The following is a 26,491-nucleotide window of genomic DNA, read 5'->3' as shown; positions in this document are numbered from 1 at the left end:
CAGAGTAATTCACCACCTTTCCATAAGTCTGACGGAATCTTGTACGGATGATCGGTCTCTGTGGACTTGTGGGCTGCACTGTGGACAAAAGCGTGCAGATTCCGTTCCGTCGGCGTCACTGATCGAGATTGTGCGAGAATGCGCGTCCTCGCATTCGCCACACCAGGGCAGCGTGGTCACGGGAGGATCTGGTGCCTGCCAGGCGTCGGTGAGTCGCCGAGCTAGCACGCGAACCGGGTCACGTGCCCCGTGTGGATTTTGAATTAAGTAATCGGCGAGATCTGCAGCTGGCCAGCCGGCCGCAAGCGCGGACTTGATCGCCGGTAGGAGACTGTTCGCATTTCGGGTCCTCAACTTCCACGAACTGACGACGGTCTGCAGGATCAGCGCCGCGGCGTCGCCCGGTTCGGAAGGGGTTTCGGTTGATGGATTCAAGGGGTCCCGATTTGGGACCCCCGGAGGGTGCCGCTCCGACACCGTCCCCGTCCCTCTGCGGGACGGGGACCGTGCCGACACGGGACCGGGGGGTCCCACATTGGGACTAGGGGGTCCCGGATCGGGACCGGGTGGAAGATTCTGTGCGCGAGGGTGATTCAAGTAATAGCGCGTGGAGCGGCGAGCCCCCGAGTCGTGAAACTGCGGGCGCCGCGTCATGAAGCCACGCATCTCTAGGAAGCTCAGCGCGCGCAACACCGTGCTCCTGCCGGCGCCGGACTCAGCCATCAGCGTGCGGATGGAGGGATAGCACGAGAAGTTCTCATCTGCCTTGTTTGCCAGTAGGACGAGAATGAACTTTGCGACCGGCTGGGAGATTTCTGAGTCTTTGGCCCACGCGAGCGCTTCCCAGCTCATTCTGAAGTGCGGGTTGAAGACTGCTCACCGGCAGCAGTTTCGGCAGGCTGCACCGGGCGGCGATCCGTCACGCTTCGTTTCATGGTCAAACGGTAAGTCCGCCTGACCGCGTTTCGCGACGGCCGCGTGAAATCTTTTCGACGAATTTTCTACGACACAGCCAAACTGCCGCTACCGCCGGGACGCAGTGAAACGTCGCGAAACACGCTGCTTCGCAGCGGCATTGCCAGTATTCGGACTGCGACTGACAGCGCACAGGTGCGCCGACTGTGCTTGGCGTGGATTCGTCCTCGGCGGCTGCAAGGGCTCAAATCGTTGCGACTAGCCGTGGCCTAACCATGGATGAGCCGGGCCCGGTTCAGCGAAGAGAGTAATTGCTGTGCCGCTCGCAGCGTCGGTGCGTGCGCGGCGGCGGTCAGGCGTCCCGAGTCGGCTTCTGCGGCCAACGCTTCCAACACGGTGCGGCATGCACGGGGCGACTCCAGCACAATTTGAGCGGCCTCGGCCGGGCTGCACTCAACTTGCTTTGTCTCGAACCGGACGCGCTCCACGATGCGCTCGACGGGCTTCTCAACGACCTTGACGCGCACTGCGACTGCTCTGTTCGCTGCGGCTCTCCGCTCCTCATAAGCCGCCCGCCGGCATTGCTGAGAGCACCAGATCGAGGGGCGCCCGGGACTAGGCGGCCAGGTCCTATTTGGCATGTCTGCGCCGCACCGCGGGCACTGTTTGGTGACCATGGAATCGATAGTAAGTAGACCCTATGCCATTGCGTACGGACGGAATTGCGTTATCGTTTCGTGACCTATCTGCAAGAGGTGTGATGTTCGGGGAGGCAGTGGAGATAGGGCGGCCTAAGGACGTGGTGGCGGGGTGAGGGCTCGGGGTGGGGGCGCCCACGGGACGCAGGTTGAGATAAGTGACGGTGGTCGGCCCTAAGGTCGAACGTATGAGACGACTCGTAGGTGCTGGCTTACTGGCCTCGGCGTTCACGCCGTTGGTGGCGCTGCTCGCGGTCCTCAAGTTCGACGACTTAGGTTGGGTCAGCTGGCTAATTTTGGCCGCGTCGTTGGCGGCCGTGCTTCTACTTTTCGTGGTCTTGCGCAGTCTGTCGAGAGTCCAGCAGCGCAGTGTCGAAACAACTGTTGTCAAGCGAGCCGATGAACGGGTGCTTGCATTCACCTCGAGCTACGTTGTGCCCCTGGTTGTTGCGTTGTTTGGTGGCGCGAAGGGCTCTGCCGTGGCGGCGGCGTGGGCAATGGTGGCAGTGCTAGCGATGATCTACGTTCGCGCGGGCCTTTATCACTTAAACCCCACACTCGCCTTGCTCGGATTCCGTCTTTACGAGGTGACGGCTGATAACGGTGTGATCACCATGCTCTTGTCACGGCGCAATCACATCCCGCAGCGCGGCCGGCTCGAATGTCACTATCTTGGGGACGATGTAGCGATCCAACTCAAGGGGCGACCGTGACTGCTGAATCAGCTAGAGAGGCGCTCGTCGATGCTCTCGGTGCGCAGGACGCGGCACTTGGCAATTTTGTGGTGCGCGGCGATGCGCTCGCTGGCGCTCAAGTATCACGCTTCGATTTAGAAAGCGACATGGCTTCCGGTGTCGCCAACGACGTCATGCGCGTCGCTACCAGTCTGTCTCAGAAGCAATTTCTCGATTATGACCCGTCCTACCAGACCAACTCATCTCAAGTGCTTGTAGAGAACGTCAGCGAAATCCCCGAGCTCGCTGCGGTAGATACAGAGATCCGGCGTGGCGATGTTCCCAACGACGGAGGTGGCATCCAAGCGGTCGCGATGGCCCACGCGCTAGGCGTCGGGCCGAACCAGCTCGTCGCCTACCGCCTCAAAGGGGCCGGTATCGCTACTCGCAGGACGCGGGGCATCCCATTGATACCACGTGACGGAATCTATCGACCTATTGATGCTGAAGTGCTGTACTACGAACCGCGTTTCGACGTGTTCACCTGCACGGGATTCGCCTACTTCAGCAGTGTGACGCTGATCCAGACCAAGCTGCATGCTGCTGACAAGGCACGCCAGTTGGCCCGGGAGACCCTGGCTGCAGTGACGGCGAACGTCAGGATTGACGGCTTCACAGCGTTAGAGAACGCGGTGATGGAAGACCCAAGCATGAGAGCCAAGATGGCCTACGTCGCACGGCTCGTGCAGACCGACCCCGAATATGCCGAGAACTTGACGACCCAGAAGCTGGTGGAGTTCGTCGAGTCCCACCCCGACTACGCCATCCCTGTTTCGACGATGGACGGCGCGAAGGTCCTCCTCTTCGATCCAACTCCCCAGCGCCGGCACCAGATTCCACGTCTCTTGGCCGATGATTACCTTCACAGCTACCTCACCGACCGCAGCTACGAGGCGGGATCCAAGCAGCGACTAAAGGCATAGAGCACGCGGCTACTCGTTCTGTATGCCCCCGGGGCCGAACGGCTTTCGCAATTACTGGAATCGGATGCTCTCGCTCAAGATCTCGAGCGGGAGGTCTCGAATTCCTTTGGCGTGGCCTCCGGTGCCCTCGGTCAGGTAGTCGCGCGCTGTGCGTTGGCGTTCGACGTCTGCCCACGCTGTCGCGAGTTGTTCGAGAAAACGCGCCACACCGAGAGTTATCGCCACCGTGGCGTCTGCCACCTGCGCCATGGGTGGGCTGGCGAGGTCGATGGCGAACGGTATGTACGGCCAACGGGGGGCAACGAGGGTTTTCTTCCGTGATGTCGGCAGTGCGTCGTAAATGCTTTGCAGTCGATCCCGCTCTGCAGTAACAGCGTCGACAATTTTTGTTAGATCCAGCATGCCTGCTGGCTTGATCTTGGCGGACCGCAGGGCTTCCGCGCCGGCAGGCGTAGCGACGATGTACCGGTCCCGAGTAAGTAACTCGACCTTGTGAGGCTCATCGTCAAGCACCCAAGCGCCACACATCCGGCTCATTCCAGCCGTTTCGTTGTCGACAGCGACGTGCCACAGTGCCACCTTTTCGGTGGCAGCATTGACGACTGCGATGCTCTGAATCATGCGCGGGCCTCTGCTTTGCTCTCAGCGCATGTGGGGCACCGCTTTGGCGGGCGGCCGCGGGTGCGGGCGCGCTCCCATGTGCGCATGCATATGGTGCACACCAGCGTTTCGACGGCGGGAGGCGCAATCTTTGTTGTGGCCGTATTCGATTGTTGTGCAGTTCCTTTGGTTACCCACGGAGAGGTCCGCGCTCCGCCGCGACATCCTGCACAGATCGGGTTGGTAGAACGACGTGCGGCCATCCAAGAATCACCGCACTTGCCGCAGACCTGTGCAATACCGACTGTTGTCAGCCGAGTGACGGGCAGAGCTTGGCCGGAAGCCAGCGCCCGGAGGTAGTCTGCGAGGGTGGCGACGGGCGTACCGTATCGGCGCGCTGCCTTGACCTTTGAGGATTGCGATGCAGTGTCGGCGGCGATGACGAGCCCGCAGGCTTTGGTGAAGGAGTCTTTGGGGATTAGTCCTCGGGAACGGGCTTCGGGCTCAAGGACGGCCTCTCGGTCGATGGGATTGCCGAGCTCATCGAGCGCCGCGCCTGTGAAGCAGACCTGTAACCCTGGTTCCAGGGTGATGGTGTCATCGGTGAGGCGGTACGGGTTGGTTCGCCGCGTGACCATCTCGGCATCTAGCTCGAGTAACGCTGCCACCCGACACAGTTGGTCGAGTTCGTCGTCGGTGACGATGGAGTCTTCGAGCGCGGCATCTATGAGCCCGTTGAGGAACTCGCGATGTGCGCGTTCCCGATACCGTTCGTTCAGACCGAGTTCGGCTGCCAAAGTAGCCAATTCAGTTCGTTCGGTAGCCGTGAGCTGGAGGTCAGCGACTGCTCGATCTAACAAGTTGACGTATGCGGCTACTTCGGGGTCGGCATGCACCCCCCGTGCCAGGCTGGCCAGATAGGGGACGTCGATAGACACGTGCGCGAATCCATCCCGCGTCAAGATGCGCTTCGCGGGTGCGTGATGCAGGGGAGTGACCGCGACTGGAAAGCACTTGCGAGTAAATGATTCCCAGATCGCAAATAGCAGTTGTCCGGTGGCCCTGGCATCGAACAATGCACGATGCGAGCCCTGCTGTCGGATGCCGTATTCAGCGCACGCTACGCCCAACTTGCATCCGGTGGCTTGCAGGGTGTCCAAGCCGGTGCCCCAATCTATCTGCACGCCGGTCCGACTGAATTCCTGGTCGATCATTCGAGCATCGAAGCGAAGATTGTGAGCCACAACAACGGTGCCATGTATGCGGGCGGCGATGTGTTCGGCGATGTCCTCAAAGGTCGGAGCGTCAGTAAGCATCGAGGCGGTGACACCGTGTATCCAGGTCGGTCCCGGATCGCGCAGTGGGTTGACCAGGGTGTCAAATTCTTCGATGACTCTGCCGGTGGAATCCATTGTAACGATGGCGATTTCGACGATCCGGTCGCTGCGATATAACCCTGTAGTCTCTACATCGACCACTGTCAAACGTTCAGCTCCGGCAATAAGGGTTGCGAGTCCGTCGCAAATTTCGCCCGGTCTATTGGCTACCGATCGAATTGCTTCGGCGCCGCCATCCTCAACATGGAGAGGGCCAGGCGCGGGCGTTGCCGCTGGCAATGGCGGCGCTGGTGGGTGCGTCCAAGGCGTCCACTGCGCACCGTCCCACCAACGCACCTCGGCGTGGCCCCACGGGTCGGCGTACCAACCAGGCTGTGCAGTCACGATGCCCCCGCTCTGACGTCGTTGTCGTTGGGTCTGCCGTGTGACACTACAAAGCACCGATGACAAATTGTGGTAGTTCGTCCAAGTTCGGCGAGAGTAGTCGACCGTGCTCGTCAGCCTCCGGAGTTAGGCGCGCGTGCAGGCTCGTATTTGGGAATAGATTTGGGAACCAAACTCCGCGAAACCACCCCAAATCAGCGCAACACGGCGCAACCACCCGAACACCCAACCCTTGCTGACCTGCACAAATGAGATCACGCGAACACACAAAACCCCCTGGCCCGTAGCTCATAACCCAGAGGTCGCAGGTTCGAATCCTGTCCCCGCTACCAGCGGAAATGGCCCTCAGGCGCAAGCCTGGGGGCCATTTTCTATGGCTTTGGGAAAGCCGCTGCATGTTCCGGCGTTACGCCCTCCCCGCTGAACGCCCTATGAAACGAACGCCGGCATCGATTCCCAGCCGCGGACGGCAGAGGCGGACGATAGGTGTGCGTTGTCGGTATCGATGTTCCATTCGGGGAAGCGCTTGAGGATCTCCTCGAGCGCCACCCGTGCCTCTAGCCTGGCCAGCGCCGCGCCAAGGCAGAAGTGTGCTCCCACGCTGAACGCCAGATGCTGACGCGGCCGGCGATGGATGTCGAAGCGGTCTCCGTCAGGCGGAAATTGGCGGTGGTCACGGCAGGCCGAGGCGATGAGCGGCATCATGACGCTGCCCTTGCGCACCGTATGGCCGTGCCAATCGGTATCACGGGTAACGTAGCGGGCCAGATGCGGCACGGGAGGTTCGTAGCGCAGCAGCTCCTCTATCGTCTGTGGGATCAAGTGATGATCGGCTGCGATTTCGCGCCGCTGGTCGGGGTGTTCGGCAAGGACTTTTCCGGCCCAACCGAGGAGTCGGGTCGTAGTCTCGTTGCCCGCGGCAGCGATAAGACCGATATAGAGCAGGATTTCGTCGCGGGTCAGCCGTCGGCGGACTCCTGTCTCGTCGTCGAATTCGACGTTGAGTAGCTCGGTCGTGATGTCGTCGGAGGGGTGTTCCGCGCGCCAGGCGAGATATGCGGCGAAGACCTCGTCGTGGTTGATGCCCTCCGAGGCCAAGGTCATGGGTTGGCCAGCCTCGGTAAGCAACGACGCATTTGAGCGATCCCGGACATGTTGTTGGTCCTGCTCGGGGATGCCGACCAGCATCCCGATGACTCTCATCGGCATCTGGGCGCCGAGATCCGCGATGAAATCAAAACGTCCTGTACCGACAAGAGGATCGAGACACTGTGCGCAAAACGCACGAACTTTTCCCTCGAGTTCTGCGATCTTGCGGGGAGTGAACACCCGCGAGAGCAACTTTCGGTGAATGTCGTGGAGCGGTGGATCTTCGAAAACAATGATGCCAGGCGGTATCTCAATGTTGGCTTTGATCACTTCGAGGATCATGCCGCGGGCTGAACTGAAGGTGTCGGTGTCGACCAGGGCACGACTCACGTCATCGAAACGACTGAGCGCATAGAAATCGTACTGCTCGTTGTAGTACAGCGGCGACTCCTCGCGGAGCCGCCGAAACGTGGGATAGGGATCCGCAAGAAGCCCGATGTCGTATGGGTCATATCGAATGTCGCTGGCCGCACTTGTGGTCATGGGCGTCCTCCCGGTGCACTGGAACCGCGGACGGTTCCTTGGGGTATCACACCAGAGCCGGCAGCATGTGACAAGACATCGGGACTCTCAATGTTGTGTCGTAGTCGCCCGCATTGGATCCGCCAAGTGCCAAAGTCCGCCCAAACCCGCCGGTTGGTCTTGACCCTCGGACCGGCACCGCCATACGTTCAGCATGAAATTGTCACGCCTGGGAGGGCTCGGAGCATAACAATGGATTTTTTCCATGCGTAGCCACGGATGGTCGGGTCACACGCCGACCTCCGACGAGGAAGCGGTCAACAGGATTCTGGACGCGGTTGACTCCTTGGTTGCAAATGGCGGACTCGCCGCCGTTCGCATCAGCGATCTGGCCCGGATTCTGGGAGTGAGTCGACAGACCATTTACCGATACTTTCCCGGGGCCGATGCGTTAGTGGTTGGCAGTCAAATCCGGGCTGCTAATGGGTTTCTCGATCGCTTGGCCACCCACTTGCGTGGCTGGAAGAATCCGGCCGCTGCCGTCGTCGAAGGGGTAGCGTTCGCAGCCGAAGAACTCGCCGACGACCCGCGGATGGCGCGCGTCTTGGAGACACGGTTACCTGGCGGCTCGACAGCCTCGTTTACCAGCGGTGCCGCAATCGGCCTCGGACGCGAGATGTTTCGACGATATGACGTCGACTGGGAAGGTCACGGCTTTGATCAACATGCGATCGACGACCTCATCGAACTCGCTGTGCGCACCTTGCAATCGGTTCTGCTCGACCCTCCCGAGCCGCCATCTAATCCAGCAGCACTCCGCAGACTGTTGAGCAGATGGCTTGGGCCCGCCGTGCTGTACCAACAGCTGACCCGTGACCTCGACGCACTAACCGCTCTCGCGCTGACCAGCCGCGAAATGGCTCCCAGCACTCGGGACTTCGTCAAGCCGGCGTGACCGCGATCCGTGAATCGCATCTCCAGGGTTACCGCCTGGCCCCGACGTTGCTGTGCAGGTGCTCTCGCTGGAAGCTAGCCGACGCGGTTCGGCTTTCCCGCCGAACGTGGGCCCCACGCACGTCCGCGCGCCGATTTTCATCCATAACCCACACGCTCGGCGAGCATCCATCGCCGCCATCGATCAATTGCCCCGACTTTGTCGCGCAGAGCTGGGCAACAAGAACACATTGTCCGCTGGGGTGACGCATGTGACAGATGTGACCGGCAACCCCCGCGAAGCCCTTACCCCGCCTCGGCGAATTTCCGCCGCTCAGCGCCGTTGCGCAATGTCTGCAACGCCTTGGCCAGCAGCCGAGACACATGCATCTGTGAACACCCGATGCGCTCGGCGATCTCGCTCTGAGTCAGCTCGTCGAAGAACCGAAGCTTGATGACGGTGCGCTCCCGGTCCGGCAGTGCCGCGATCAGCGGCCGCGCCGTCTGCACGCTCAGCACCTTCTCCAGACGCGCATCGACTCCGCCCATGGTGTCGGCAAGCGAGTGGTGCTCGTCGGCCTCACCGCGCGGTGCGTCCATCGACAACACCGAGTAGTTGCTGCTGGCGATCATCGCGTCGACGACCAGGGCACGGTCCACGCCCAACCGCTCGGCAATCTCAGAAGCGTTGGGTGCCCGGTGCAATTCCCGCGTGAGATCGTTTGTCGCCGCGGTCAATTGAGCTTGTAGGTCTTTGATTCGCCGCGGCACCTTGACCGCCCACCCGTGGTCGCGGAAGTGTCGGCGTACCTCGCCGGTGATGGTGGGAACGGCGAAGGACAGAAATTCCGACCCGTTCTCGACATTGAATCGGTCGACCGCGTTGACCAAACCTATCCGCGCCACCTGAACGAGATCCTCGAAGGCCTCGCCACGGTCCCGGTATCGCCGGGCGATGTGGTCGGCCAGTGGCAAGCAGCGGCCGATGATCGAGTCCCGCTGCCGCCGATGGGCGGGAGTTCCGGGTTCAAGCTCCCGCAATACCTTGAACAGCGGCGTTACGTCGGCATACTCACCCGTCGATCCCACGATCATCCTCCGGCCATAAAAGTTCTGGGGGTCCGGGCTCTGATCTGAACTCGACGAGTCCGTTTACCCCGTGAGCCACCAAACGAAACGTGGTCGGGCTTGGTCACGGTCGGCTAACGTCTCGCGACACGTGGCCTGGCGGGCGAAATTCGACTGGCCAGCAGACCACAATGCGGGCATGACGGTACCGCGCAAACCGCGCGAGATCTCGCGGCAGACGTTCTTGCGGGCTGCCGCCGGAGCGTTGGCCGCGGGCACGGTTTTCGGCTCGGTGCGCGCCACCGCGGACCCGGCCACCTCCGGCTGGAGCGGACTCGCCATCGGCGGACAGGTGCTTACCCCTGGTGACGGTCAATTCGCAACGGCCAAAAGTGTTTTCAACACCAATTACAACGGTTCGACGCCCGCCGCGGTGGTCGTCCCGACGTCGGCCGCGGATGTGCAGAAGGCCATGGCGTTCGCCGCCGCGCGCAATCTCAAGGTCGCGCCGCGCAGCGGTGGGCATTCGTACGTGGGAGCGTCCACGCCCGACGGCGCGATGGTGCTCGACCTGCGCCAACTCCCCGGGGACATCAAATACGACGCCGCCACCGGCCTCGTCACGGTCACGCCCGCCACCAGCCTGTACGCGGTGCATCAGACACTGGCCGCGGCGGGGCGGGGGATTCCGACCGGCACCTGCCCATCCGTCGGCGTATCCGGACACGCACTCGGCGGCGGCCTCGGCGCACAGTCCCGGCACGCCGGCCTGTTGTCCGACGCGCTGACCTCGGCGTCGGTGGTACTGCCCGGCGGCCAGGCCGTCACCGCGTCGGCAAGCAGCCAACCCGACCTGTTCTGGGCGCTGCGGGGCGGCGGGGGAGGCAACTTCGGGGTAACGACGTCGATGACGTTCGCCACCTTCGCCACCAGCGACGTCGATGCCGTCAATCTCAATTTCCCCGCGCAATCATTCGCCCAGGTGCTGGTCGGGTGGCAGAACTGGCTGCGCACCGCCGACAAGAACAGCTGGGCACTGGCGGATGCCACGATCGACGGGATGGGAACGAGCTGCCGCATCCTGGCGACCTGCCCGGCCGGGTCCGGAGCCAGCGTGGAGAGCGCGATCGTGAAAACCGTTGGCCTGCAACCGACCGGGACCGAGCATCACACCTTCAACTATCTGGATCTCGTCCGGTATCTGGCCGTCAACAATCTCAATCCGTCGCCGCTGGGATATGTCGGAGGGTCCGACGTGCTGCCGGTCATCAACGCGGCTGCGGCGCAGGGCATCGCAAAGGCGGTCGAGGAGTTTTCTCGCGAGGCGGGCCGCGGGCTGGTGATCATGCATGCGCTGGACGGCGCGCTGGCCACCGTGGCACCTACGGCCACGGCCTTCCCGTGGCGGCAACAGGCCGCGCTGGTGCAGTGGTATGTCGAGACGGGTTCGCCATCGGCGGCCACCGGCTGGCTGAATACCGCGCACCAAGCGGTACGCGGGTCCTCGGTCGGTGGCTATGTGAACTACATCGAGGCCAACCAACCGGCGTCACGGTACTTCGGATCGAACCTGGCCCGCCTCAGCGCGGTCCGGCAGAAGTATGACCCAAACCGAATCATGTTCTCCAGCTTGAACTTCTGAGGCCAGAGCCTCATGACACACCCGGCCCGACCGCCCTGGCGCACCCACGTTCTCCCGCGCCTGTTGGTGGCATTCCTGCTCGGTGCCGCTGCTCTCGTCCTGATGGGATTCACCGCCGGCTGGGAGTACGCGTCGAGCGCGGGCTGGATCGCCGCGGCCGGTGTCTATCTGGTGTGGACGTGGCTGGTCGTATTGCCGATGGATGCCGACAAGACGCGCGAGCACGTGCGGCCCGAGGCGCCGCCACGTCATTGGATGACCGACGCCGTCCTCCTGACGGCGAGCGTGGCGAGTCTGGCCGGCGTCGCGCAACTGTTGGCCGCCGGTTCAAAGGCGGGGGCGGAGAAGAACATCGCCGCCGGCGTCGGGGTGGTCAGCATCATTGCGGCGTGGTGCGTCGTCCACACCGTGTTCAGCCTCCGCTACGCCGACGTCTACTACTCGAACTCCGCGGGCGGAATCAACTTCGACGGCACCGAAAATCCGCGATTCTTCGACTTCTTCTATCTAGGATTTACCGTCGGCATGACCTACCAGGTCTCTGACACGAATCTGCAGACCGGCCAACTGCGCCGCATCGCGCTGGGCCAGGCCCTGCTGTCCTATCTGTTCGGAGCGGTGATCCTCGCCGTCACCATCAATCTTGTTGTCGGGCTTGGAAACCCGCTGGGATGACGAGAAGGGAACACCCATGACGGGGTCGGACGAGGAGCGCAGAGCCCGCAGGGCAGCGGTGGTCATCGAGCATATGCAAAGCGAGAACGTGCAGCAGTGGGACCGCACCATGGCCACCTTCAGTCACCCCCGCTACGAACTGCCGGACGGCACGGTGTTCGACGGCCCCGACGAGGTGATGCAGTTCTGGCTTGACGGCCGCACCGCGGTGCCAAATCAGACCAACGAGCTCATCGAACTCACTCACCTCGACGACGGGGATGTCTTAATCGAGTTCTGGCTGCGCGGCGCCCCGGTCGCGACCGGTGAACCGTTCGAGGTCCGGCTCTGGGCAATCTTCGGCTTTGACGACGACGACCTCATCACCGGCGAACGCGTGTACGCGCAGCCACCGGGGGGACGCACCGCATGAATGAGGTTTCCGACAGCTGTTCGACGGGAACGAGGACGTGTGCCTGACGCCCCCATCCGCAGCCTGATTCCCGCCCGCATCGACCGGTTGCCCTGGTCGCCCTTCCATACGCGGCTGGTGGTGGCGCTCGGGGTGGCGTGGATACTCGACGGGCTGGAGATCACCGTGGCCAGCGCGGTCGCCGACACCCTGACCCAACCCGAAACCCTGCACCTTTCGTCGACGGCGGTCGGGTTCCTCGCCACCGTCTACCTGGCCGGAGAGGTGATCGGTGCGCTGTTCTTCGGTCGCATGTCCGACAAGCTCGGCCGGCGAAACCTGTTCATGATCACCCTGGCCGTTTACCTGGTCGGCAGCGGCCTCACCGCTTTCACGCTGGGCAACAGCGCGGGCTGGCTCGTGTTCCTGTACATCACCCGGTTCATCGCGGGAACAGGCATCGGCGGCGAATACGCGGCCATCAACTCAGCGATCGACGAACTCATTCCGGCGCGCTACCGCGGGCGCGTCGACATAGCGGTCAACGGGACCTACTGGGCGGGCGCCGTCCTTGGGACGTTGGGCACCTTCGTCTTCCTCAAGGTCATCGACCTGAGTCCGGGCTGGAGGCTGGCCTTCCTCATCGGCCCGGTGCTGGCCGTGGTCATCGTGCTGGTTCGGCGAAACCTGCCGGAAAGCCCGCGCTGGCAGGTCATGAACGGACGCACCGAGCAAGCTGAGCACACCATCTCTTACATCGAGCAGGAGGTGCGGGCGACCGGGACGACGCTGCCAGAGGTCGACGAGTCCAAGGCCATCTCGTTGCGGCCCGCCGAACAGATCGGCTACCTCGCATTGACCCGGGTGCTGTTCCGCGACTACCCGAGCCGCGCTGTGCTGGGTGCCACGTTGATGATCAGCCAGTCGTTTCTCTACAACGCTATTTTCTTCACCTACACCCTGGTGCTGGGCAAGTTCTACGGCGTGCCTTCGGCGTCGACACCGCTCTACCTGATCGCATTCGCGGTAGGGAACCTGCTGGGACCGTTGACCATTGGTCATTTCTTCGACACGATCGGCCGCCGGAAGATGATTGCCGGCACCTACGGGCTGTCCGGGCTGCTACTCGCGGTCAGCGCAGCGTTGTTCCAAGCCGGGGTGTTCAACGCCATCACCCAGACCATCGCCTGGTGCGTCATCTTCTACGTCGCCTCGGCCGGCGCCAGCGCGGCCTACCTCACCGTGAGCGAGATCTTTCCGCTGGAGGTCCGTGCTAAGGCCATTGCGGTGTTCTTCGCGATCGCCCAGTGTTTCGGCGCCCTCGGGCCGGTGATCTACGGCGCGCTCATCGGCGACGCCAAGGAATCGCTGCCCCTGTTCTTGGGCTATCTGCTCGGCGCTGTGGTGATGACGGCCGGTGGTCTGGTCGCCTGGTTCCTGGCGGTCGACGCCGAGGGCAGGTCGCTGGAAGACATCGCTACCCCTCTGTCGGCCAGCAACGAAGGTTCGACATACTAAACGCCGGGTAAATGTCCGACCGCATTGAGCCAACAGTGCACGACCATTCCACGGGAAACCCCACCTGAGAGGGACGCCAGTGGTCTTCCGCGCAGACCAGGAGATCGGACGCGATCTGGCCGCGGTCGACTGGGCGTCCACCCCGCTGGGACCGGTCGAGGACTGGCCGCAAAGTCTGCGTACGGCGGTGAGCATCCTGCTGTCGTCCCAGTTTCCGATGTGGATGGGCTGGGGCCCGGAACTCACCTTCTTCTGCAACGCCTCCTACCGCCGTGACACCCTCGGCCGGAAATACCCGTGGGCCCTCGGGCGTCCGGCCAGCGAAGTCTGGGCCGAGATATGGGCGGACATCGGGCCGCGGGTTGATCGCGTCCTGTCGACCGCCGAAGCGACCTGGGACGAAGCACTGATGCTCATCCTGGAGCGGTCCGGTTATCCCGAGGAGACCTACCACACCTTCTCCTATAGCCCGCTGCGTGACGAAGATGCCAGCGTCGTCGGCATGCTGTGTGTCGTCAGCGAAGACACCGAGAGGGTAATCGCGGAACGGCGGATGGCCACGCTGCGGGACTTGGGTTCGGACCCGAGCGTGGTCCGCACCGAGCGGCAGATGCTCGATTTCGTAGCCGAACAACTCACGAACAATCCATACGATCTGCCCTTCGCGCTGACCTACCTGTTCGGGAACGACGGCGACGCGCACCTCGCCGGTGGCAGCGGTATCCCGCGTGGGCATTCCGCCGCTCCGGAAACACTGCCGCGCGACGGAGGTGGCGTCTGGCCCATCCAGAAAGTGGCACAGGGAGACCCCGAGCTGGTCGAAGTCGACGGCGCCGCAATGGAACTACCGACCGGTGCCTGGACGGAGCCGCCTACTCAGGTATTGCTGGTGCCGCTGTTGCAACGCGGCGACGCACCCGTTGGTTTTCTGGTCGCGGCGCTGAACCGGCATCGTGAAATCGACGATGGCTATTGGGGTTTCGTCGAGCTGGTGGCCGGATATATCGCCGCGGGGGTGGGTAGCGCGCGCAGTTACCAGACTCAGCAGCGGCGCGCCGAAGAACTCGCCGAACTCGACCGTGCCAAGACCACCTTCTTCTCCAATATCAGCCACGAATTCCGCACGCCGCTCACGTTGATTCTCGGACCGGTCGACCAGCTGCGCAGCGGGGCCGGCGGTGTCGACGAGCCGGCCCGACAACAGCTGGAGTTGGTGTATCGCAACGGTTTGCGGTTGGCGAAGTTGGTGAACACGCTGCTCGACTTCTCCCGCATCGAGGCCGGTCGGATGCAAGCCCGGTTTGAACCCGTCGAATTGTCTTCGGTGACAGCCGAATTGGCCAGCGTGTTCCGCTCGGCGATCGAGCAGGCCGGGTTGACGTTCACCGTGGAGTGCCCGCCGCTGGGCGAGCCGGTGTACCTGGACCGCGAGATGTGGGAGAAGGTGGTGCTGAACCTGCTCTCCAATGCGCTGAAGTTCACCTTCGACGGCGAGATCAGCGTCCGGGTCACCCGCGACAGTCAAGCGGTGGTCACCGTCAGCGACACCGGGATCGGGGTGCCGTCCGCCGAGATGCCCCGGCTGTTCGAGCGTTTCCACCGCATCGAATCCGCGCGGGCCCGCTCGGCCGAGGGCAGCGGTATCGGGCTGGCTCTGGTCAAAGAGCTCGTCAGCCTGCACGGCGGCACCATCACTGCGGACAGCCGCGAGGGAGCCGGCACCAACTTCACCGTGCGGCTGCCGTTCGGTTCGGCTCACCTTCCGACCGAGGATCTCGCCCCACCGTCGGAGACCCGCTCGGCGACCGGGGTGATCGCGGCACCGTACGTGCAGGAGGCGCTACGTTGGCTGCCGGGGGAGACCGGGAGCACTCCGGCTGTGCCCGCCCTCGCGCCTGCGGCCGCTCACGGCGAACGCGAAGGCCTGCGGGCGCGCGTGCTGATCGCTGATGACAACGTCGACATGCGCGAGTACCTATCCAGCCTGCTCGCCGCCTCGGGTTACGAGGTAAGTGGTTACGGCGACGGCCTTTTGGCGTTGGAGGCGATCCGATCCCGGCTGCCCGATCTGGTCATCAGCGACGTCATGATGCCGGGCCTGGACGGTTTACAGCTCCTGGCGGCGCTGCGCAAGGATCCGCGCACCGCCGCACTGCCGGTGCTGCTGCTCTCCGCGCGTGCCGGCCAGGAAGCCTCGGTCGAAGGCCTGCTGGCCGGAGCCGACGATTATCTGGTCAAACCCTTCGCTGCGGCGGACCTGCTGGCCCGGGTGCGTGCCAACGTTCAGTTGGCGCGTCTGCGCAACTATCACGCTCGTTGGCGCACCGCGCTGGTGGACTCGTTGCAGGAGGCGTTCTTCGTGTGCGACGAGGATGGCACTGTCGTCGAGATCAACGCTGCCTTCACCGAAATCCTGGGCTACGGGCCCGAACACCTGCCATACGAACCCGTGCATCCCTGGTGGCCGGACGCCGAAGCCGAGTCGGACTCCCGCCAGCAGGTCGAGGCTGCGTTCGCCGAGCTGTTGACAAATACGCAAGGAGCCTTCACGGTGCCGGTCACCCATCGTGACGGTCATCGCCTCTGGATCAACGTCAGTTTCAATCACGCCAACGATCCCGACTCCGGACAGCGAGTCATGGTCGGCACGTTCCGCGACGTCACGGCCGAGCATTACGCCGTGCAAAGCCAAACGGCCCTGGCCGGTCTCAATCAGCAACTGGTGCAAGCGGATACGTTGCCTCAGGCGCTGCAGGGTGCACTCGAGGTGCTGAGTGGGGTGTGGCGGGCCCGGCGGGTCCTGGGTGCGACGTTTGCCGGCGAATTATCGGAGAACCCCACGCCGAACCTGCTGTGCGCCGGCGAGCCGGCCAAATGGTCAGAGCTGACAGCACACCAGCGGGAGCTGATCGAATCCCTGCGAGACGCCGATCTGCTGAGCGTCATCGCCGAAGCCGGTGCGGCCGGCATTGCGTTGCAGCATCCACAGGGACGGCTGGTGGTCTGGGTGGAGCTGTCCGAGCATCGTCGCTTCACCCGCGAGGATCGCACCCTGCTCACGGTGCTGGGCGGTCGGCTCAGCCAGGGACTGCAGCGCGTCTACCAGCTGGACGAACAGCGGGAAACCGCCGTAGCACTGCAGCATGCGATGCTCGGCCCGGCGCGGTTGCCGGACGGATTCGCGGTGCGCTACCGCCCGGCCAGTCACCCGCTGCAGGTCGGCGGCGACTGGTACGACGTCGTCGAACTCGACGACGACCGCGTGGCATTGATCGTGGGTGACTGCGTCGGCCACGGTTTGGCAGCCGCGACCGTCATGGGTCAGTTGCGCAGCGCCTGCCGCGCACTGCTGCTCGAACAGCCCAGTCCGGGCGCCGCGCTGGGCGCGCTCGACCGCTTCGCGGCGCGACTGCCCGGGGCGCGCTGCACCACCGCCTTCTGCGCCGTGCTGAGCCGTGACACCGGCGAGTTGGTGTATTCCAGCGCCGGGCATCCGCCGCCGATCATGGTGTACGCCGACGGCACCACGGTCATGCTCGGCGGCGAGCACGGATTGCCGCTGGCGCTTCGGCCGCAGTGGAACCGACCGGAGACCCACCTGGTCATGCCGCCGCGCGCGACGCTGCTGCTCTACACCGACGGCCTGATTGAGCGGCGCGGTGTGTCACTCGACGACGGCATGGCCCGGGCCGCCGACGTCGTGCAGGACGGCCGCTCAGACGGACTGGAAGAGGTTGCGGATCACCTCATGTCCGTGCTGGAGCCCGGCGGTGGCTATCCAGACGACGTAGCCATGCTGCTGTATCGGCAACCGGCGCCCTTGGCCATGGAGATCTCCGCGGACGCCAGCGAACTCGCCCCGAGCCGAGCTGCCTTGCGCAGCTGGCTGACTCAGGCTGGAGTCGACCCAGACCAGATTCAGGACGTACTTGTCGCCACCGGTGAAGCCGTCGCCAACGCGATCGAACACGGTCTGCGTGACCGCCCCACGGGCACCGTCTCATTGCGGGCGACGGCGATCGTCGACCGGTTACAGGTCACCGTTGCCGATACTGGGGCCTGGAAGCCACCGGCCGAAATTCCGGGATTCAGCCGTGGCCGCGGCATCGACCTGATGCGAGTCCTGATGGAGGATCTCAGCATCCATTCCAGTGAAGCGGGAACGACTGTTCACATGTACGCAAGGATCACCTGATGGCCACACCGCTCACGCTGACCACGGACCGCGACGCCGACGGGACGCCGCGATTGACGGCCATCGGCGAGATCGACCTGAGCAACATCGACGTCTTCACTCGCGCGCTCGCCGCGGCCAACGGGGGTAGCCGTGATCCGATCACCATCGATCTGAGTGCGGTCAGATATCTGGACAGCGCCGGTATCAACGCACTTTTCGATCATGCCGACGTGGTCGACAACCTGCGCGTGATAGTTCACCCGTTGCTGGTGCGCGTGCTCACGGTGAGCGGTTTCAGCAAGATTGCAACCGTCGAAGCGGGCGGGTAACGGCCTGAAAGACCGTGCCAGTAACCGTCTTCGACTCACGGTGACTTATATGAACTCGGTGTGTGCCCAGTCGCGACGGCGGCGGTGCCCAGCCACCCGGGACCCGTCGTGACGTGCGGCGCGTCCTGCCCGCGTCCATAGACTCCCCCCAGTTGACGCCGTCGGCTCGACATGCCGACGCCCGTGGCCTCTGTTAACTTTCGCGCATGCAGACGGAGGCGAGCGTTTCGGAGCGTCGCGCCGTCGTGCGCTGTTGTCGCTGACTCCCGTGCCCGTGCGCGGTGTGGTGTGGTGTCGAGCCGACACGCAGCTCATGCAAACCCTCTCCGCAGCAACGGGATCCGTATACGTAATTCCCGTCGGAAGGCCGTCCATGGTTCGCACCGCATCCCGCTGGCGACATGTCGCCGTCCTGGTTGCGATCACCGGTCTCGTCGCGGCGTGCCACGGGGGTGCCAGCGACGCCATAGACGGCGGCTTTATCGACGCGGTGAACACCAGCATCACCCTGGTCGCCTACTCCGTCCCGGAACCGGGCTGGAGCAAGGTGATTCCGGCGTTCAACGCCTCCGAGGAGGGGCGCGGTGTACAGGTGATCACCTCTTACGGTGCCTCCGGCGACCAGTCCCGCGGCGTGGTGGCCGGGAAGCCGGCGGACATCGTGAACTTCTCGGTGCAACCCGACATCAATCGACTGGTCAAAGCCGGCAAGGTCGCGGCGGACTGGGACACCGAAGCCAGCAAGGGCATCCCATTCGGGTCGGTGGTGACGCTGGTGGTGCGCAAGGGCAACCCGAAGAACATCAGGAATTGGGACGACCTGTTGCGTCCGGGCGTCGAGATCATCACCCCCAGCCCGCTGAGCTCCGGATCGGCGAAGTGGAATCTGTTGGCGCCCTACGCCGTCAAGAGCAATGGTGGCCGCAACCCGCAGGCCGGCGTCGATTTCATCGGCAGCCTGGTGCGCGATCACCTCAAACTCCGGCCCGGATCGGGCCGAGTGGCAACGGATGTGTTCATCGAGGGCAGTGGTGACGTGTTGATCAGCTATGAGAACGAGGCCATCGCCGCCGAGCGGCAGGGACAGGCGGTCGAGCACGTCAACCCGCCGCAGACCTTCAAAATCGAGAACCCGGTAGCGGTGGTGAGCACCAGCCCACACCTCAATGCGGCCAGAATGTTCAAGAACTTCCAGTACACCTCGGTCGCGCAGCGGTTGTGGGCCGAGGCTGGCTTTCGCCCTATCGATCCGGCCGTCGCCGCCGATTTTCGGAACCAGTTTCCCGTGCCGGTGAAATTGTGGACGATCGCCGACCTGGGCGGCTGGGGGACCGTCGACACGCAGCTGTTCGACCGCAACTCCGGCAGCATCACCCGGCTCTATCTGAAGGCAACCGGATGACGGCTACTCTGCCCCGTCCTGCCGTGGTGGTGCCGAAACCGCCGGCGAGCACTTCACTTCGGGTCGGCGCCGCCACGTTGTGGCTGTCGGTAATCGTGCTACTGCCGTTGGCTGCGATCGCCTGGCAGGCAGTCGGCGGAGGCTGGGAGCATTTCTGGCTCGCGGTCACCTCGCACGCCGCCCTGGAGTCGTTCAAGGTCACGTTGATCATCTCGGTCGTCGTGACGGTGCTGGACGTGATCTTCGGTGTGCTGGTCGCCTGGATGCTGGTGCGTGACGATTTCGCGTGGAAAGGCTTGCTGGACGCGGTCATTGACCTGCCGTTCGCGCTGCCGACCATCGTTACCAGCCTGGTGATGCTGGCTTTGTACGGTGCGAGCAGTCCGATCGGTTTACACCTGCAGCACACCCCGCCCGGCGTGGCGATGGCACTGGCCTTCGTGACGTTGCCGTTCGTCATTCGGGCCGTTCAGCCGGTGCTGCGTGAGATCGATCGGGAAGTAGAAGAGGCCGCGGCATCTTTGGGCGCCGCTGGACCAAGGGTTTTCACTTCGGTGGTGCTGCCGGCGTTGCTACCGGCCATCCTGTCCGGCGCGGGTCTGGCGTTCTCGCGGTGCATCGGCGAGTTCGGTTCGGTGGTGACGATCGGCGGCGCGGTGCCGGGCAAGACCGAGGTGTCGTCGCAGTGGATACGCGCTTTGATCGAGAACGACGATCGCGCCGCAGCTGCCGCGATATCCATTGTGCTGCTGTCACTCTCGTTCGGCGTCCTGTTTGTTCTGCGGGTCATCAGCGGGCGAACCACCAAGCGCGAGGAGCGAGCCGAGTGACCACCTCGACATGGGCCCGCTACCTGATCCGCTACGTGGGATCGGGCTACATCGTGGTGATGCTGATCGTCCCGGTGTCGTTGATCCTGTGGCGGACGTTCCGGCCCGGCTTCCATCAGTTCTACGTCTGGATCACCACGCCGGCGGCCATCTCGGCGCTGCATCTGTCCCTGCTGGTGCTGGCGATCGTGGTGCCGCTCAACGTGATCTTCGGGGTACCTACTGCAATGTTGCTTGCCCGTAACAAGTTCCGCGGCAAGGGGGTGTTGCAGTCCATCATCGATCTGCCGTTCGCGGTATCTCCGATCATCGTTGGCGTGGCATTGATCTCGGCGTGGGGAACGGCCGGCGCGCTTGGCTTCATCGAGCGCGATCTCGGCTTTCGGATCATCTTCGGCGTGCCCGGCATCGTGCTGGCCAGCATCTTCGTCACCCTGCCGTTCATCGTGCGCGAGGTGCAGCTGGTGCTCAACGAGGTGGGCACCGAACAGGAACAGGCGGCGGCAACGCTGGGATCCAGCTGGTGGCAGACGTTTTGGCGCATCACACTGCCATCGATCCGCTGGGGCCTCACCTACGGCGTGGTGCTTACCGTGGCGCGCACGCTCGGTGAGTTCGGCGGGGTCATCATGGTGTCATCCAACCTGCCGGGCAGTACCCAGACACTCACCTTGCTCGTCAACGACCGCTACAACCGCGGGCACGTCTACGGCGCCTACGCGTTGTCGACCCTGATGATGGGCGTTGCCATCGCCTTCCTGATCGTCAAGGTGGTCCTGTTCATTCGCCGGAAGCGGAGCGCCGACGGCTGAACTGCATGTCCAGGCTGCGCAGGTGCGTGTGCAATCCGGCGTCCTGAACCGGGATCAGATGTGCCGGCGCGCCGGACTCGTTGTAGTGCGCGTGCCACATTCCCGGTGGGGTGGTGAACGCCCCGCCGGGCTGCCAGTCCACCCGGATCGGGTCGGCGATCTGACCGCGGTCGTCGAGCCGGGTGCCCAGCAACGTGTAGCAACCGGGCTGCGCGTCGAGGATCAGGTCCAGCGCGACGGACTGGTGACGGTGTGGGCGCTGCTCCCGGCCGGGCGGCAGCACGCCGAACATCGCCCACAACACATGCGTCAGGGTCAGCGTCTGCCGCTGCTCGGCGTTGGCCAGCAGCACGCTCACCCGGTTCTTGGTGTTGGCCCCGGGCTGCGCGGCGATCTGCTGGAGTTCTGCGACGGCGTCCGCGCGATGGAACTTGGTGGGGCGGAAGCGCGGCTCGGTGGCGCGGACGCCGAGATACCGCAGCAGCGGCTCGTCGTGCACCCAGTACATCGCCGCGTCGGCGTCGGCGTAGAACACCGTGTGCGCGCCTGCGGGCAGAGTCAGAAAGTCGCCCTTCTCCCACTGGACCAGCCGGCCGTCCACCGCTGCCATGCCGCGCCCGTACAGGACGTAGTACAGCTGCGAGGTGGCGTTCGGGTTCGTGTCGATCTGCTCACCGGCCCGGATCCGCACAAAGTTGGCCAGCAGCGCCGGGCTGGTGGCGTCACCGGTCGTAATGCCCATGTCATCGGACAGGTCCAGCGGGATGATGCCGGTGGGCTGGTCCTGGTAAAGCTCGGAGCTGAACTGGGCGATCGGTACCCGCGGGGTGTGCCCGGATCCGATGGGGTCGGCGGCTTGGGTGTACTCGAAGTAGCGGGCGTCATCGGCCCAGTCCTCGAACCTGCCCTCGAATCCGAACTCGGCGACATCGGCCATCGGTGCCGGGATGGTGGGGTCCAGCGTGTCCGTCGTGATTGTCATGGCCTCGTCTCCTTGCCTCGCCTACTTCCATCTCAATAGTATCTATCTTGTATCTAAGATGCAAACGATGGTCGCCGCTACAGTCGGGATACGACTCAGCCGCAAGGAGGCCGGCATGGCGTTGGAGACGGCCCGCGGGCCGGGCGCTGCGAAGGATCGAGCGTTGGACTACGTGAAATCCCGGGTGCTGACCGGGGCATTTCCCGGCGGCGAGTTGATCAGTGAGGGGGAAGTGGCCAACGCGTTGGGTATGTCGCGGACGCCGGTGCGGGAGGCGTTTCTGCAACTCGAGGCCGCGGGTCTGCTGCGGCTGTATCCCAAGCGCGGTGCGCTGGTGGTGCCGGTTTCACCGGACGAGGTGCGCGGGGTGCTGGAAGCGCGGCTGGTGCTGGAAGACTTCGCGGTCCGTGCCGTACTGCAGCGGGGTCCGCAGGCGGGAGCCGCACTCTACGAACAGCTTTCGACAGAGCTGCAACGGCAACGCGAGGCCGCCGCCGCGTCCCGGCTAGCGGACTTTCTGGAATCCGATCGCGCCTTCCACCAGCTCACCCTGGACGCGGCGGGCAACTCGATCCTGGCCGGTTTCTACGCCACGTTGCGTGACCGCCAGATGCGCATGATCGGTGAATCGGCGCGCGACGGGCAGCGCTTGGTCAACATCATCGGCGAACACGAGCGGATCGCGGCAGCGCTGCGCGACGGCGATCTGGACGTTGCTCGCGAGGCGGTGCGTGCCCACCTGGCCAGCACCACGCGAGCCCTCGGGTTGCTATGAGTGATTGGCGGCGCGCCGTCGTCGCTGCCCAAGCTGGCGCCGGCCGGCGACCGGACCATAACGACTGGCCGACCACCATGGAGGACGCCGCCCAAAGCGCCTCGCGCGCAGTCGATCTGATCCATGCCGAATCGGGTCGGGCAGCGGTCCCGAGCCGGGCATCGGCAGTGTGACAAGCTGAGCCCTGTGGCGAAGCTGCGAGGACGACGGGTCGCCATCACGGGCGGTGCGCAGGCTTTGGAGCGTTTCCACCACCACCCTGTCGGCTCCCGTCGTCGATGCCGGCGGCGTCGTATCAGGCGCGCATCGAAGATGAGGAGTAGCCATGGGGGACACCAACACGCGTATCGAACTGACCGGACTGCGGGGAGTGCCGGAGACCGCCCTCAGCGCGGCACTGGTCGCATCCCTGCCGGCTAACGAGGCGCCGGCACCGTGGGAGTGCCGTTGTTCCGCGCTGCTGTGGATGGGTCGCGGCGGGCGCGCCGCGGCCGCCGCGTTGTCGCCCGCCCTGGCCGGCAGCCCAGCGCTGGCCACCGTCGGCGGGTTCGTCCGCTACACCGACACACCGGTTGGCGCCTACGACGAGGTGCTCGGCATGATCGCGTCCCGTACCGGCGTCCGGCCGTGGGGCAATGTGGCCTTTATGTCGGTTAATTCCGAGTCGAGCCTGGTCGGCGGCCGCACCAACTGGGCGATGCCCAAGACGCTGGCCCGCTTCGACGGCGAACTGGCCAATGGGGGGCTGATCACCGGCACCGGCCTTGACGAAGTGTCTTGGACGGTCAGCGCGACACCCCGAATCGCCGGGCCGGCGATCCCGCTGAAGACCAAGGCCACCGCGCGCCAGGAGTTCGCCGACGGCCGCGTCGGCGATTCGCTGCTGACCTTCTCCGGCCGGATTCGGCCCGCGTTCATCACCGTGGGCGTCTCCTCGGCCGGACCGTTGACGACGTGGCTGCGGCCGGGGCTGCACCTGGGCGCTTTCGTCGAAGACGCCACCTTCACCCTGGGTAAACCGAGGTTTTAGTCCATCTCGCCGTACTCGTCGAACCAGTGCGCAAGCTTGCCGCGTCGGCTGACCGCGCGGAGCCGAGCCTCGGCGGCGGCCCGGGTCTTGCTCGTGGTCACGATCAACAGTTCGTCACCGCTCTCGATCCGGGTGTCCGGCTCGGGGACGAAGGTGTGGCCGTCCCGAATGATCAGGGTGATGACGGCCGGATCGGGCAATCGCAGTTCCAGGATGGTGACGTTGTGCAGGCGGGACGGCCTCTGCACGGTCATGGTCAGCAGTTCGGCGTCCAACATGTCCAGCGGCGCGGCTTCCACCTGGATCTCGCGGGTGGCTTCGCGCGAGATCAGGCCCAGAACGCGTGCGATGGGCCGCAGACTCGGACCCTGGATGAGGGTGAAGACGAGCACCAGCACGAACACGATGTTGAGCAGCCGCCCACTGCCGGCCACGCCGGCGACGATCGGGAACGTCGCCAACACGATGGGCACCGCGCCGCGCAGCCCGGCCCATGACAAAAACGCCTGGTCGCGCCACGGAATGCGGAACCAGACGAGCGTGCCCACTACCGACAGCGGGCGGGCCACCAGCAACAGCACCAGTCCGATGACCACCGCTGGGACCACGTCGCCGGCCAGCTCGCTGGGGTCGACGAGCAGCCCGAGCAGGACGAACAGCCCGATCTGCGCCAGCCAGCCGACCCCCTCGGCGAATGAGCGGGTCGCCGAACGGTGCGGCAAACCCAGGTTCGCCAATACCACCGCGGCCACATAAGCGGCGATGAAGCCGCTGGCATGGGCGTCGCCGGCGGACGCGAACGCGACGAGGCCCAGCCCGAACGTCGCGATCGGATACAGCCCGGACGCGGGCAGTGCGATGCGGCGCAGCCCGAAAGCTCCGAGATAGCCGACGATTAATCCGATCGCGGTGCCGGCGACCAGCTCATATACCAGGTCGATAGCCGCGCCTTCGGGCTCGAGCACAAAGGGCACCACGCTGAACATCAGCACCAAGATCACGCCGGGCGCGTCGTTGAAGCCGGATTCCGCCTCCAGCAGCCCCGCCAGGCGCCGCGGCAACGGCAGGACCCGCAACACCGAGAACACCGCCGCCGCGTCGGTGGAGGAGACGATGGCACCCAGCAGCAGCGCAAGCTGCCAGTCGAAGTGCAACAACACGTGGGCGCCGACCGCGGTGACCAGCGTGCTGATGACCACCCCGCCGGTTGCCAGGGCGGCGGCGGGCGCCAATACCTTGCGGATGTCACTGAAGCGAGTCGTCAAGCCGCCCTCCACGAGGATGACGGCCAGCGCGGCGGTGCCGACGTTTCTGGCCAGCACCACGTCGTCGAACTGCAGGCCCAGCCCGTCCTCGCCGATCGCCACCCCGACCAGCAGGAACAGCAGCAGGCTGGGGAACCCCACGACCGTGGCCACGCGGGTACCGACAATGCTGGCCAGCAGCACCAGGCCGCCGACCGACAGAGTCAGGTACAGCTGCTCGAGGGTCATTTTGTTCCAGTTCACACGCGACCGCGGCAGCGATGGCTGCCACGGCTTGTACGGACGGGGGCGCCGACTTCGGCGTGCTGTCATTAGATCAGCCCGGACCTACGGCCCGCTCGGTGCACAGTCATACGCAAAGATGGGGTGTGGCCAAGCGGAAGTTACGGATCGGGATTGCCGGCGCCGGCAATGTCGGCCGCTCCGTTGCCCAAGAGCTGCTGGACGCCGGGCACAAGATCCTGCTGATCGAACGCCAGCGCCGCAACTTCGAGCCGCACAAGGTCCCCGACGCTGACTGGCTCTATGCCGACGCCTGCGAGATGTCTTCGTTGGAGGAAGCCGGCGTGCAGACGTGCGATGTGCTGATCGCGGCGACCGGCGACGATAAGGCCAACCTGGTCGTGGGCCTGCTGGCCAAGTCCGAGTTCGGTGTGCCCAGGGTGGTGGCCAGGATCAACGACGTCCGCAATGAGTGGCTGTTCGGCCAGTCGTGGGGCATCGACGTCGCGGTCTCAACCCCGGGTGCCATGGTGGCCGGCATCGAGGGCGCGATCGACGTGGGCCACCTGGTCCGCTTGATGGGACTGCGCGAGGGCCGGACTGCCTTGACCAAATTGACCCTTCCGGACGACAACCCTCTGGTCGGTCAGCAGGTGGCGGAGCTGAAGCTGCCGAAGAACACCGGCCTGGTGAGCGTGGTGCGGGGTGACGCCGTAATCGTTCCGGGGCCCGACGATGTTCTGGAGGCGGGCGACGAGATGCTCTTCATCGCCGACAACGCCCGTGAGCGTGCCTTGTGGACGGCGATCAACCGGGCCAGACGTGCCCGCTTGCCCATCAACCCGTCTTAGGCTGGCGCGGTGTCCGTCGCGCTGCTTCGTGAGATGTTCGACCGAATGGTCGTTGCCAAGAATGCCGACCTGATCGAGCACTACTACCACCCGGACTTCGTGATGACCTCCGACGGTCTCAGTCAGGATCTCGCCGCGTTCCGCGACAGCCATAGGAAGCTGTACGCGACCGCCATCACCTATCAGGTCGAGTACGACGACCAGGCCTGGGTGCAAGCCGCGGACAAGGTTGCCGGACGGGTATGGATCACGACGGCACGGCCCGGTGAGCAGCCCACCCGGATCGAGGTCGTGCTCATCGCCGCCTATCGCGACGGGCGGATTTACCGAGTGTGGGAGACCACCTGGCCGAGCTGGCGCACCGCGGCGGCGTTCGAAAGTTACTGA

24 protein-coding genes and 1 pseudogene are annotated in these 26,491 nt (G+C 64.5%); 16 read left to right on the top strand and 9 right to left on the bottom strand.

Features of this window, described 5'->3' with window-relative positions:
- Window positions 1–9: 9 nt before the first annotated feature.
- Together A5645_RS27315 and A5645_RS21940 are read right to left on the bottom strand one after the other, a co-directional pair.
- Window positions 10–852 carry a helix-turn-helix domain-containing protein gene (locus tag A5645_RS27315; RefSeq protein ID WP_081288491.1) on the bottom strand — a complete coding sequence of 281 codons (843 nt, stop codon included), beginning with the start codon at window positions 850–852 and terminating at the stop codon, window positions 10–12.
- A 332-nt stretch (window positions 853–1,184) separates the two neighbouring features.
- A complete protein-coding gene (locus tag A5645_RS21940; RefSeq protein ID WP_065131014.1) occupies window positions 1,185–1,442 on the bottom strand; it encodes a hypothetical protein in 258 nt (85 codons plus the stop codon).
- Between the two features lie 359 nt (window positions 1,443–1,801).
- On the opposite strand from A5645_RS21940, the gene A5645_RS21935 reads away from it, so the two are divergent.
- Both A5645_RS21935 and A5645_RS21930 read left to right on the top strand, forming a co-directional pair.
- The gene (locus tag A5645_RS21935) at window positions 1,802–2,326 is read left to right on the top strand and encodes a KwaA family protein (protein ID WP_065131013.1); all 525 of its coding nucleotides are present in this window, start codon (window positions 1,802–1,804) and stop codon (window positions 2,324–2,326) included.
- Complete coding sequence (locus A5645_RS21930) at window positions 2,323–3,270, top strand: DUF4868 domain-containing protein (protein WP_155768115.1); 948 nt, start codon at window positions 2,323–2,325, stop codon at window positions 3,268–3,270. The genes A5645_RS21935 and A5645_RS21930 overlap by 4 nt, the downstream gene beginning before the upstream one ends.
- Window positions 3,271–3,321: 51 nt before the next feature.
- On the opposite strand, the gene A5645_RS21925 is transcribed toward A5645_RS21930, so the two are convergent.
- The 4 genes and pseudogenes from A5645_RS21925 to A5645_RS21910 all read right to left on the bottom strand — a co-directional run bounded on the left by A5645_RS21925 (window position 3,322) and on the right by A5645_RS21910 (window position 7,223).
- The gene (locus A5645_RS21925; protein WP_065131011.1) at window positions 3,322–3,891 is read right to left on the bottom strand and encodes a hypothetical protein; all 570 of its coding nucleotides are present in this window, start codon (window positions 3,889–3,891) and stop codon (window positions 3,322–3,324) included.
- Window positions 3,888–5,348, bottom strand: coding sequence for a 3'-5' exonuclease (locus tag A5645_RS27310; protein WP_253867108.1), 1,461 nt, complete (start codon window positions 5,346–5,348; stop codon window positions 3,888–3,890). Before A5645_RS27310 ends, A5645_RS21925 begins: the two co-directional genes overlap by 4 nt.
- A 144-nt stretch (window positions 5,349–5,492) precedes the next feature.
- A pseudogene (locus A5645_RS29325) lies at window positions 5,493–5,591 on the bottom strand (DUF2510 domain-containing protein); the annotation flags it as partial.
- A gap of 429 nt (window positions 5,592–6,020) precedes the next feature.
- Window positions 6,021–7,223, bottom strand: a complete 1,203-nt coding sequence (locus tag A5645_RS21910) for a cytochrome P450 (RefSeq protein WP_065131008.1) — start codon at window positions 7,221–7,223, stop codon at window positions 6,021–6,023.
- Between the two features lie 244 nt (window positions 7,224–7,467).
- Here A5645_RS21910 and A5645_RS21905 point away from each other — a divergent pair, with 244 nt between their 5' ends.
- Entirely contained in the window at window positions 7,468–8,157 is a 690-nt protein-coding gene (locus A5645_RS21905) for a TetR/AcrR family transcriptional regulator (protein WP_065131007.1), read from the top strand.
- 284 nt (window positions 8,158–8,441) lie between these two features.
- Here the strand turns inward: A5645_RS21905 and A5645_RS21900 are convergent, their stop codons facing one another.
- On the bottom strand, window positions 8,442–9,230 hold the full coding sequence (locus A5645_RS21900) for a SigB/SigF/SigG family RNA polymerase sigma factor (protein ID WP_065131006.1): 789 nt from the start codon (window positions 9,228–9,230) through the stop codon (window positions 8,442–8,444).
- A 172-nt stretch (window positions 9,231–9,402) separates the two neighbouring features.
- Between A5645_RS21900 and A5645_RS21895 the strand changes: the two genes are divergently transcribed.
- The 9 genes from A5645_RS21895 to cysW all read left to right on the top strand — a co-directional run bounded on the left by A5645_RS21895 (window position 9,403) and on the right by cysW (window position 20,979).
- Window positions 9,403–10,845 (top strand): FAD-dependent oxidoreductase, encoded by a 1,443-nt coding sequence (locus A5645_RS21895; protein WP_065131005.1) that lies wholly within the window; start codon window positions 9,403–9,405, stop codon window positions 10,843–10,845.
- Window positions 10,846–10,857: 12 nt separating this feature from the next.
- A complete protein-coding gene (locus A5645_RS21890; RefSeq protein WP_065131004.1) occupies window positions 10,858–11,520 on the top strand; it encodes a DUF1345 domain-containing protein in 663 nt (220 codons plus the stop codon).
- A gap of 16 nt (window positions 11,521–11,536) precedes the next feature.
- On the top strand, window positions 11,537–11,932 hold the full coding sequence (locus A5645_RS21885) for a nuclear transport factor 2 family protein (RefSeq protein ID WP_155768114.1): 396 nt from the start codon (window positions 11,537–11,539) through the stop codon (window positions 11,930–11,932).
- Window positions 11,933–11,971: 39 nt separating this feature from the next.
- Window positions 11,972–13,429 carry an MFS transporter gene (locus A5645_RS21880; RefSeq protein ID WP_253867102.1) on the top strand — a complete coding sequence of 486 codons (1,458 nt, stop codon included), beginning with the start codon at window positions 11,972–11,974 and terminating at the stop codon, window positions 13,427–13,429.
- Between the two features lie 79 nt (window positions 13,430–13,508).
- Window positions 13,509–17,624, top strand: a complete 4,116-nt coding sequence (locus A5645_RS21875; protein ID WP_253867101.1) for a SpoIIE family protein phosphatase — start codon at window positions 13,509–13,511, stop codon at window positions 17,622–17,624.
- Window positions 17,624–17,935, top strand: coding sequence for an STAS domain-containing protein (locus tag A5645_RS21870; RefSeq protein ID WP_065035282.1), 312 nt, complete (start codon window positions 17,624–17,626; stop codon window positions 17,933–17,935). The genes A5645_RS21875 and A5645_RS21870 overlap by 1 nt, the downstream gene beginning before the upstream one ends.
- Window positions 17,936–18,308: 373 nt before the next feature.
- Window positions 18,309–19,337, top strand: coding sequence for a sulfate ABC transporter substrate-binding protein (locus A5645_RS21865; protein WP_065131000.1), 1,029 nt, complete (start codon window positions 18,309–18,311; stop codon window positions 19,335–19,337).
- Window positions 19,334–20,167 carry an ABC transporter permease gene (locus tag A5645_RS21860; protein WP_065130999.1) on the top strand — a complete coding sequence of 278 codons (834 nt, stop codon included), beginning with the start codon at window positions 19,334–19,336 and terminating at the stop codon, window positions 20,165–20,167. The genes A5645_RS21865 and A5645_RS21860 overlap by 4 nt, the downstream gene beginning before the upstream one ends.
- Entirely contained in the window at window positions 20,164–20,979 is an 816-nt protein-coding gene (gene cysW / locus A5645_RS21855) for a sulfate ABC transporter permease subunit CysW (protein WP_065130998.1), read from the top strand. Before A5645_RS21860 ends, cysW begins: the two co-directional genes overlap by 4 nt.
- On the opposite strand, the gene A5645_RS21850 is transcribed toward cysW, so the two are convergent.
- Window positions 20,948–21,961, bottom strand: coding sequence for a cupin domain-containing protein (locus A5645_RS21850; RefSeq protein WP_065130997.1), 1,014 nt, complete (start codon window positions 21,959–21,961; stop codon window positions 20,948–20,950). The genes cysW and A5645_RS21850 overlap by 32 nt on opposite strands.
- A 67-nt stretch (window positions 21,962–22,028) precedes the next feature.
- On the opposite strand from A5645_RS21850, the gene A5645_RS21845 reads away from it, so the two are divergent.
- Together A5645_RS21845 and A5645_RS21840 are read left to right on the top strand one after the other, a co-directional pair.
- The gene (locus A5645_RS21845) at window positions 22,029–22,736 is read left to right on the top strand and encodes a GntR family transcriptional regulator (protein WP_253867100.1); all 708 of its coding nucleotides are present in this window, start codon (window positions 22,029–22,031) and stop codon (window positions 22,734–22,736) included.
- A 325-nt stretch (window positions 22,737–23,061) separates the two neighbouring features.
- Window positions 23,062–23,766: an acetoacetate decarboxylase family protein gene (locus tag A5645_RS21840; protein ID WP_065130996.1), complete on the top strand. Its 705-nt coding sequence runs from the start codon at window positions 23,062–23,064 to the stop codon at window positions 23,764–23,766.
- Here A5645_RS21840 and A5645_RS21835 read toward each other — a convergent pair.
- Entirely contained in the window at window positions 23,763–25,259 is a 1,497-nt protein-coding gene (locus A5645_RS21835) for a potassium/proton antiporter (RefSeq protein WP_065131062.1), read from the bottom strand. The genes A5645_RS21840 and A5645_RS21835 overlap by 4 nt on opposite strands.
- Before the next feature lie 140 nt (window positions 25,260–25,399).
- Here A5645_RS21835 and A5645_RS21830 point away from each other — a divergent pair, with 140 nt between their 5' ends.
- Window positions 25,400–26,104, top strand: coding sequence for a potassium channel family protein (locus tag A5645_RS21830; protein ID WP_065036446.1), 705 nt, complete (start codon window positions 25,400–25,402; stop codon window positions 26,102–26,104).
- Between the two features lie 9 nt (window positions 26,105–26,113).
- Window positions 26,114–26,491 carry a nuclear transport factor 2 family protein gene (locus tag A5645_RS21825; RefSeq protein WP_065036447.1) on the top strand — a complete coding sequence of 126 codons (378 nt, stop codon included), beginning with the start codon at window positions 26,114–26,116 and terminating at the stop codon, window positions 26,489–26,491.

Source organism: Mycobacterium asiaticum, assembly GCF_001673635.1.
Classification (GTDB): Bacteria; Actinomycetota; Actinomycetes; order Mycobacteriales; family Mycobacteriaceae; genus Mycobacterium; species Mycobacterium asiaticum_C.
Note: the sequence above shows the minus strand (reverse complement) of the source record. Positions and strands in the feature narration are given on the sequence as shown.

What these genes read in the sequence shown, in the direction of transcription:
- A5645_RS27315 (WP_081288491.1), bottom strand. Translation starts at nt 852, where the DNA reads ATGAGCTGGGAAGCGCTCGCGTGGGCCAAAGACTCAGAAATCTCCCAG.
- A5645_RS21935 (WP_065131013.1), top strand. Translation starts at nt 1,802, where the DNA reads ATGAGACGACTCGTAGGTGCTGGCTTACTGGCCTCGGCGTTCACGCCG.
- A5645_RS21925 (WP_065131011.1), bottom strand. Translation starts at nt 3,891, where the DNA reads ATGATTCAGAGCATCGCAGTCGTCAATGCTGCCACCGAAAAGGTGGCA.
- A5645_RS21910 (WP_065131008.1), bottom strand. Translation starts at nt 7,223, where the DNA reads ATGACCACAAGTGCGGCCAGCGACATTCGATATGACCCATACGACATC.
- A5645_RS21905 (WP_065131007.1), top strand. Translation starts at nt 7,468, where the DNA reads ATGCGTAGCCACGGATGGTCGGGTCACACGCCGACCTCCGACGAGGAA.
- A5645_RS21900 (WP_065131006.1), bottom strand. Translation starts at nt 9,230, where the DNA reads ATGATCGTGGGATCGACGGGTGAGTATGCCGACGTAACGCCGCTGTTC.
- A5645_RS21895 (WP_065131005.1), top strand. Translation starts at nt 9,403, where the DNA reads ATGACGGTACCGCGCAAACCGCGCGAGATCTCGCGGCAGACGTTCTTG.
- A5645_RS21890 (WP_065131004.1), top strand. Translation starts at nt 10,858, where the DNA reads ATGACACACCCGGCCCGACCGCCCTGGCGCACCCACGTTCTCCCGCGC.
- A5645_RS21885 (WP_155768114.1), top strand. Translation starts at nt 11,537, where the DNA reads ATGACGGGGTCGGACGAGGAGCGCAGAGCCCGCAGGGCAGCGGTGGTC.
- A5645_RS21870 (WP_065035282.1), top strand. Translation starts at nt 17,624, where the DNA reads ATGGCCACACCGCTCACGCTGACCACGGACCGCGACGCCGACGGGACG.
- A5645_RS21865 (WP_065131000.1), top strand. Translation starts at nt 18,309, where the DNA reads ATGGTTCGCACCGCATCCCGCTGGCGACATGTCGCCGTCCTGGTTGCG.
- A5645_RS21860 (WP_065130999.1), top strand. Translation starts at nt 19,334, where the DNA reads ATGACGGCTACTCTGCCCCGTCCTGCCGTGGTGGTGCCGAAACCGCCG.
- A5645_RS21850 (WP_065130997.1), bottom strand. Translation starts at nt 21,961, where the DNA reads ATGACAATCACGACGGACACGCTGGACCCCACCATCCCGGCACCGATG.
- A5645_RS21845 (WP_253867100.1), top strand. Translation starts at nt 22,029, where the DNA reads ATGGTCGCCGCTACAGTCGGGATACGACTCAGCCGCAAGGAGGCCGGC.
- A5645_RS21840 (WP_065130996.1), top strand. Translation starts at nt 23,062, where the DNA reads ATGGGGGACACCAACACGCGTATCGAACTGACCGGACTGCGGGGAGTG.
- A5645_RS21835 (WP_065131062.1), bottom strand. Translation starts at nt 25,259, where the DNA reads ATGACCCTCGAGCAGCTGTACCTGACTCTGTCGGTCGGCGGCCTGGTG.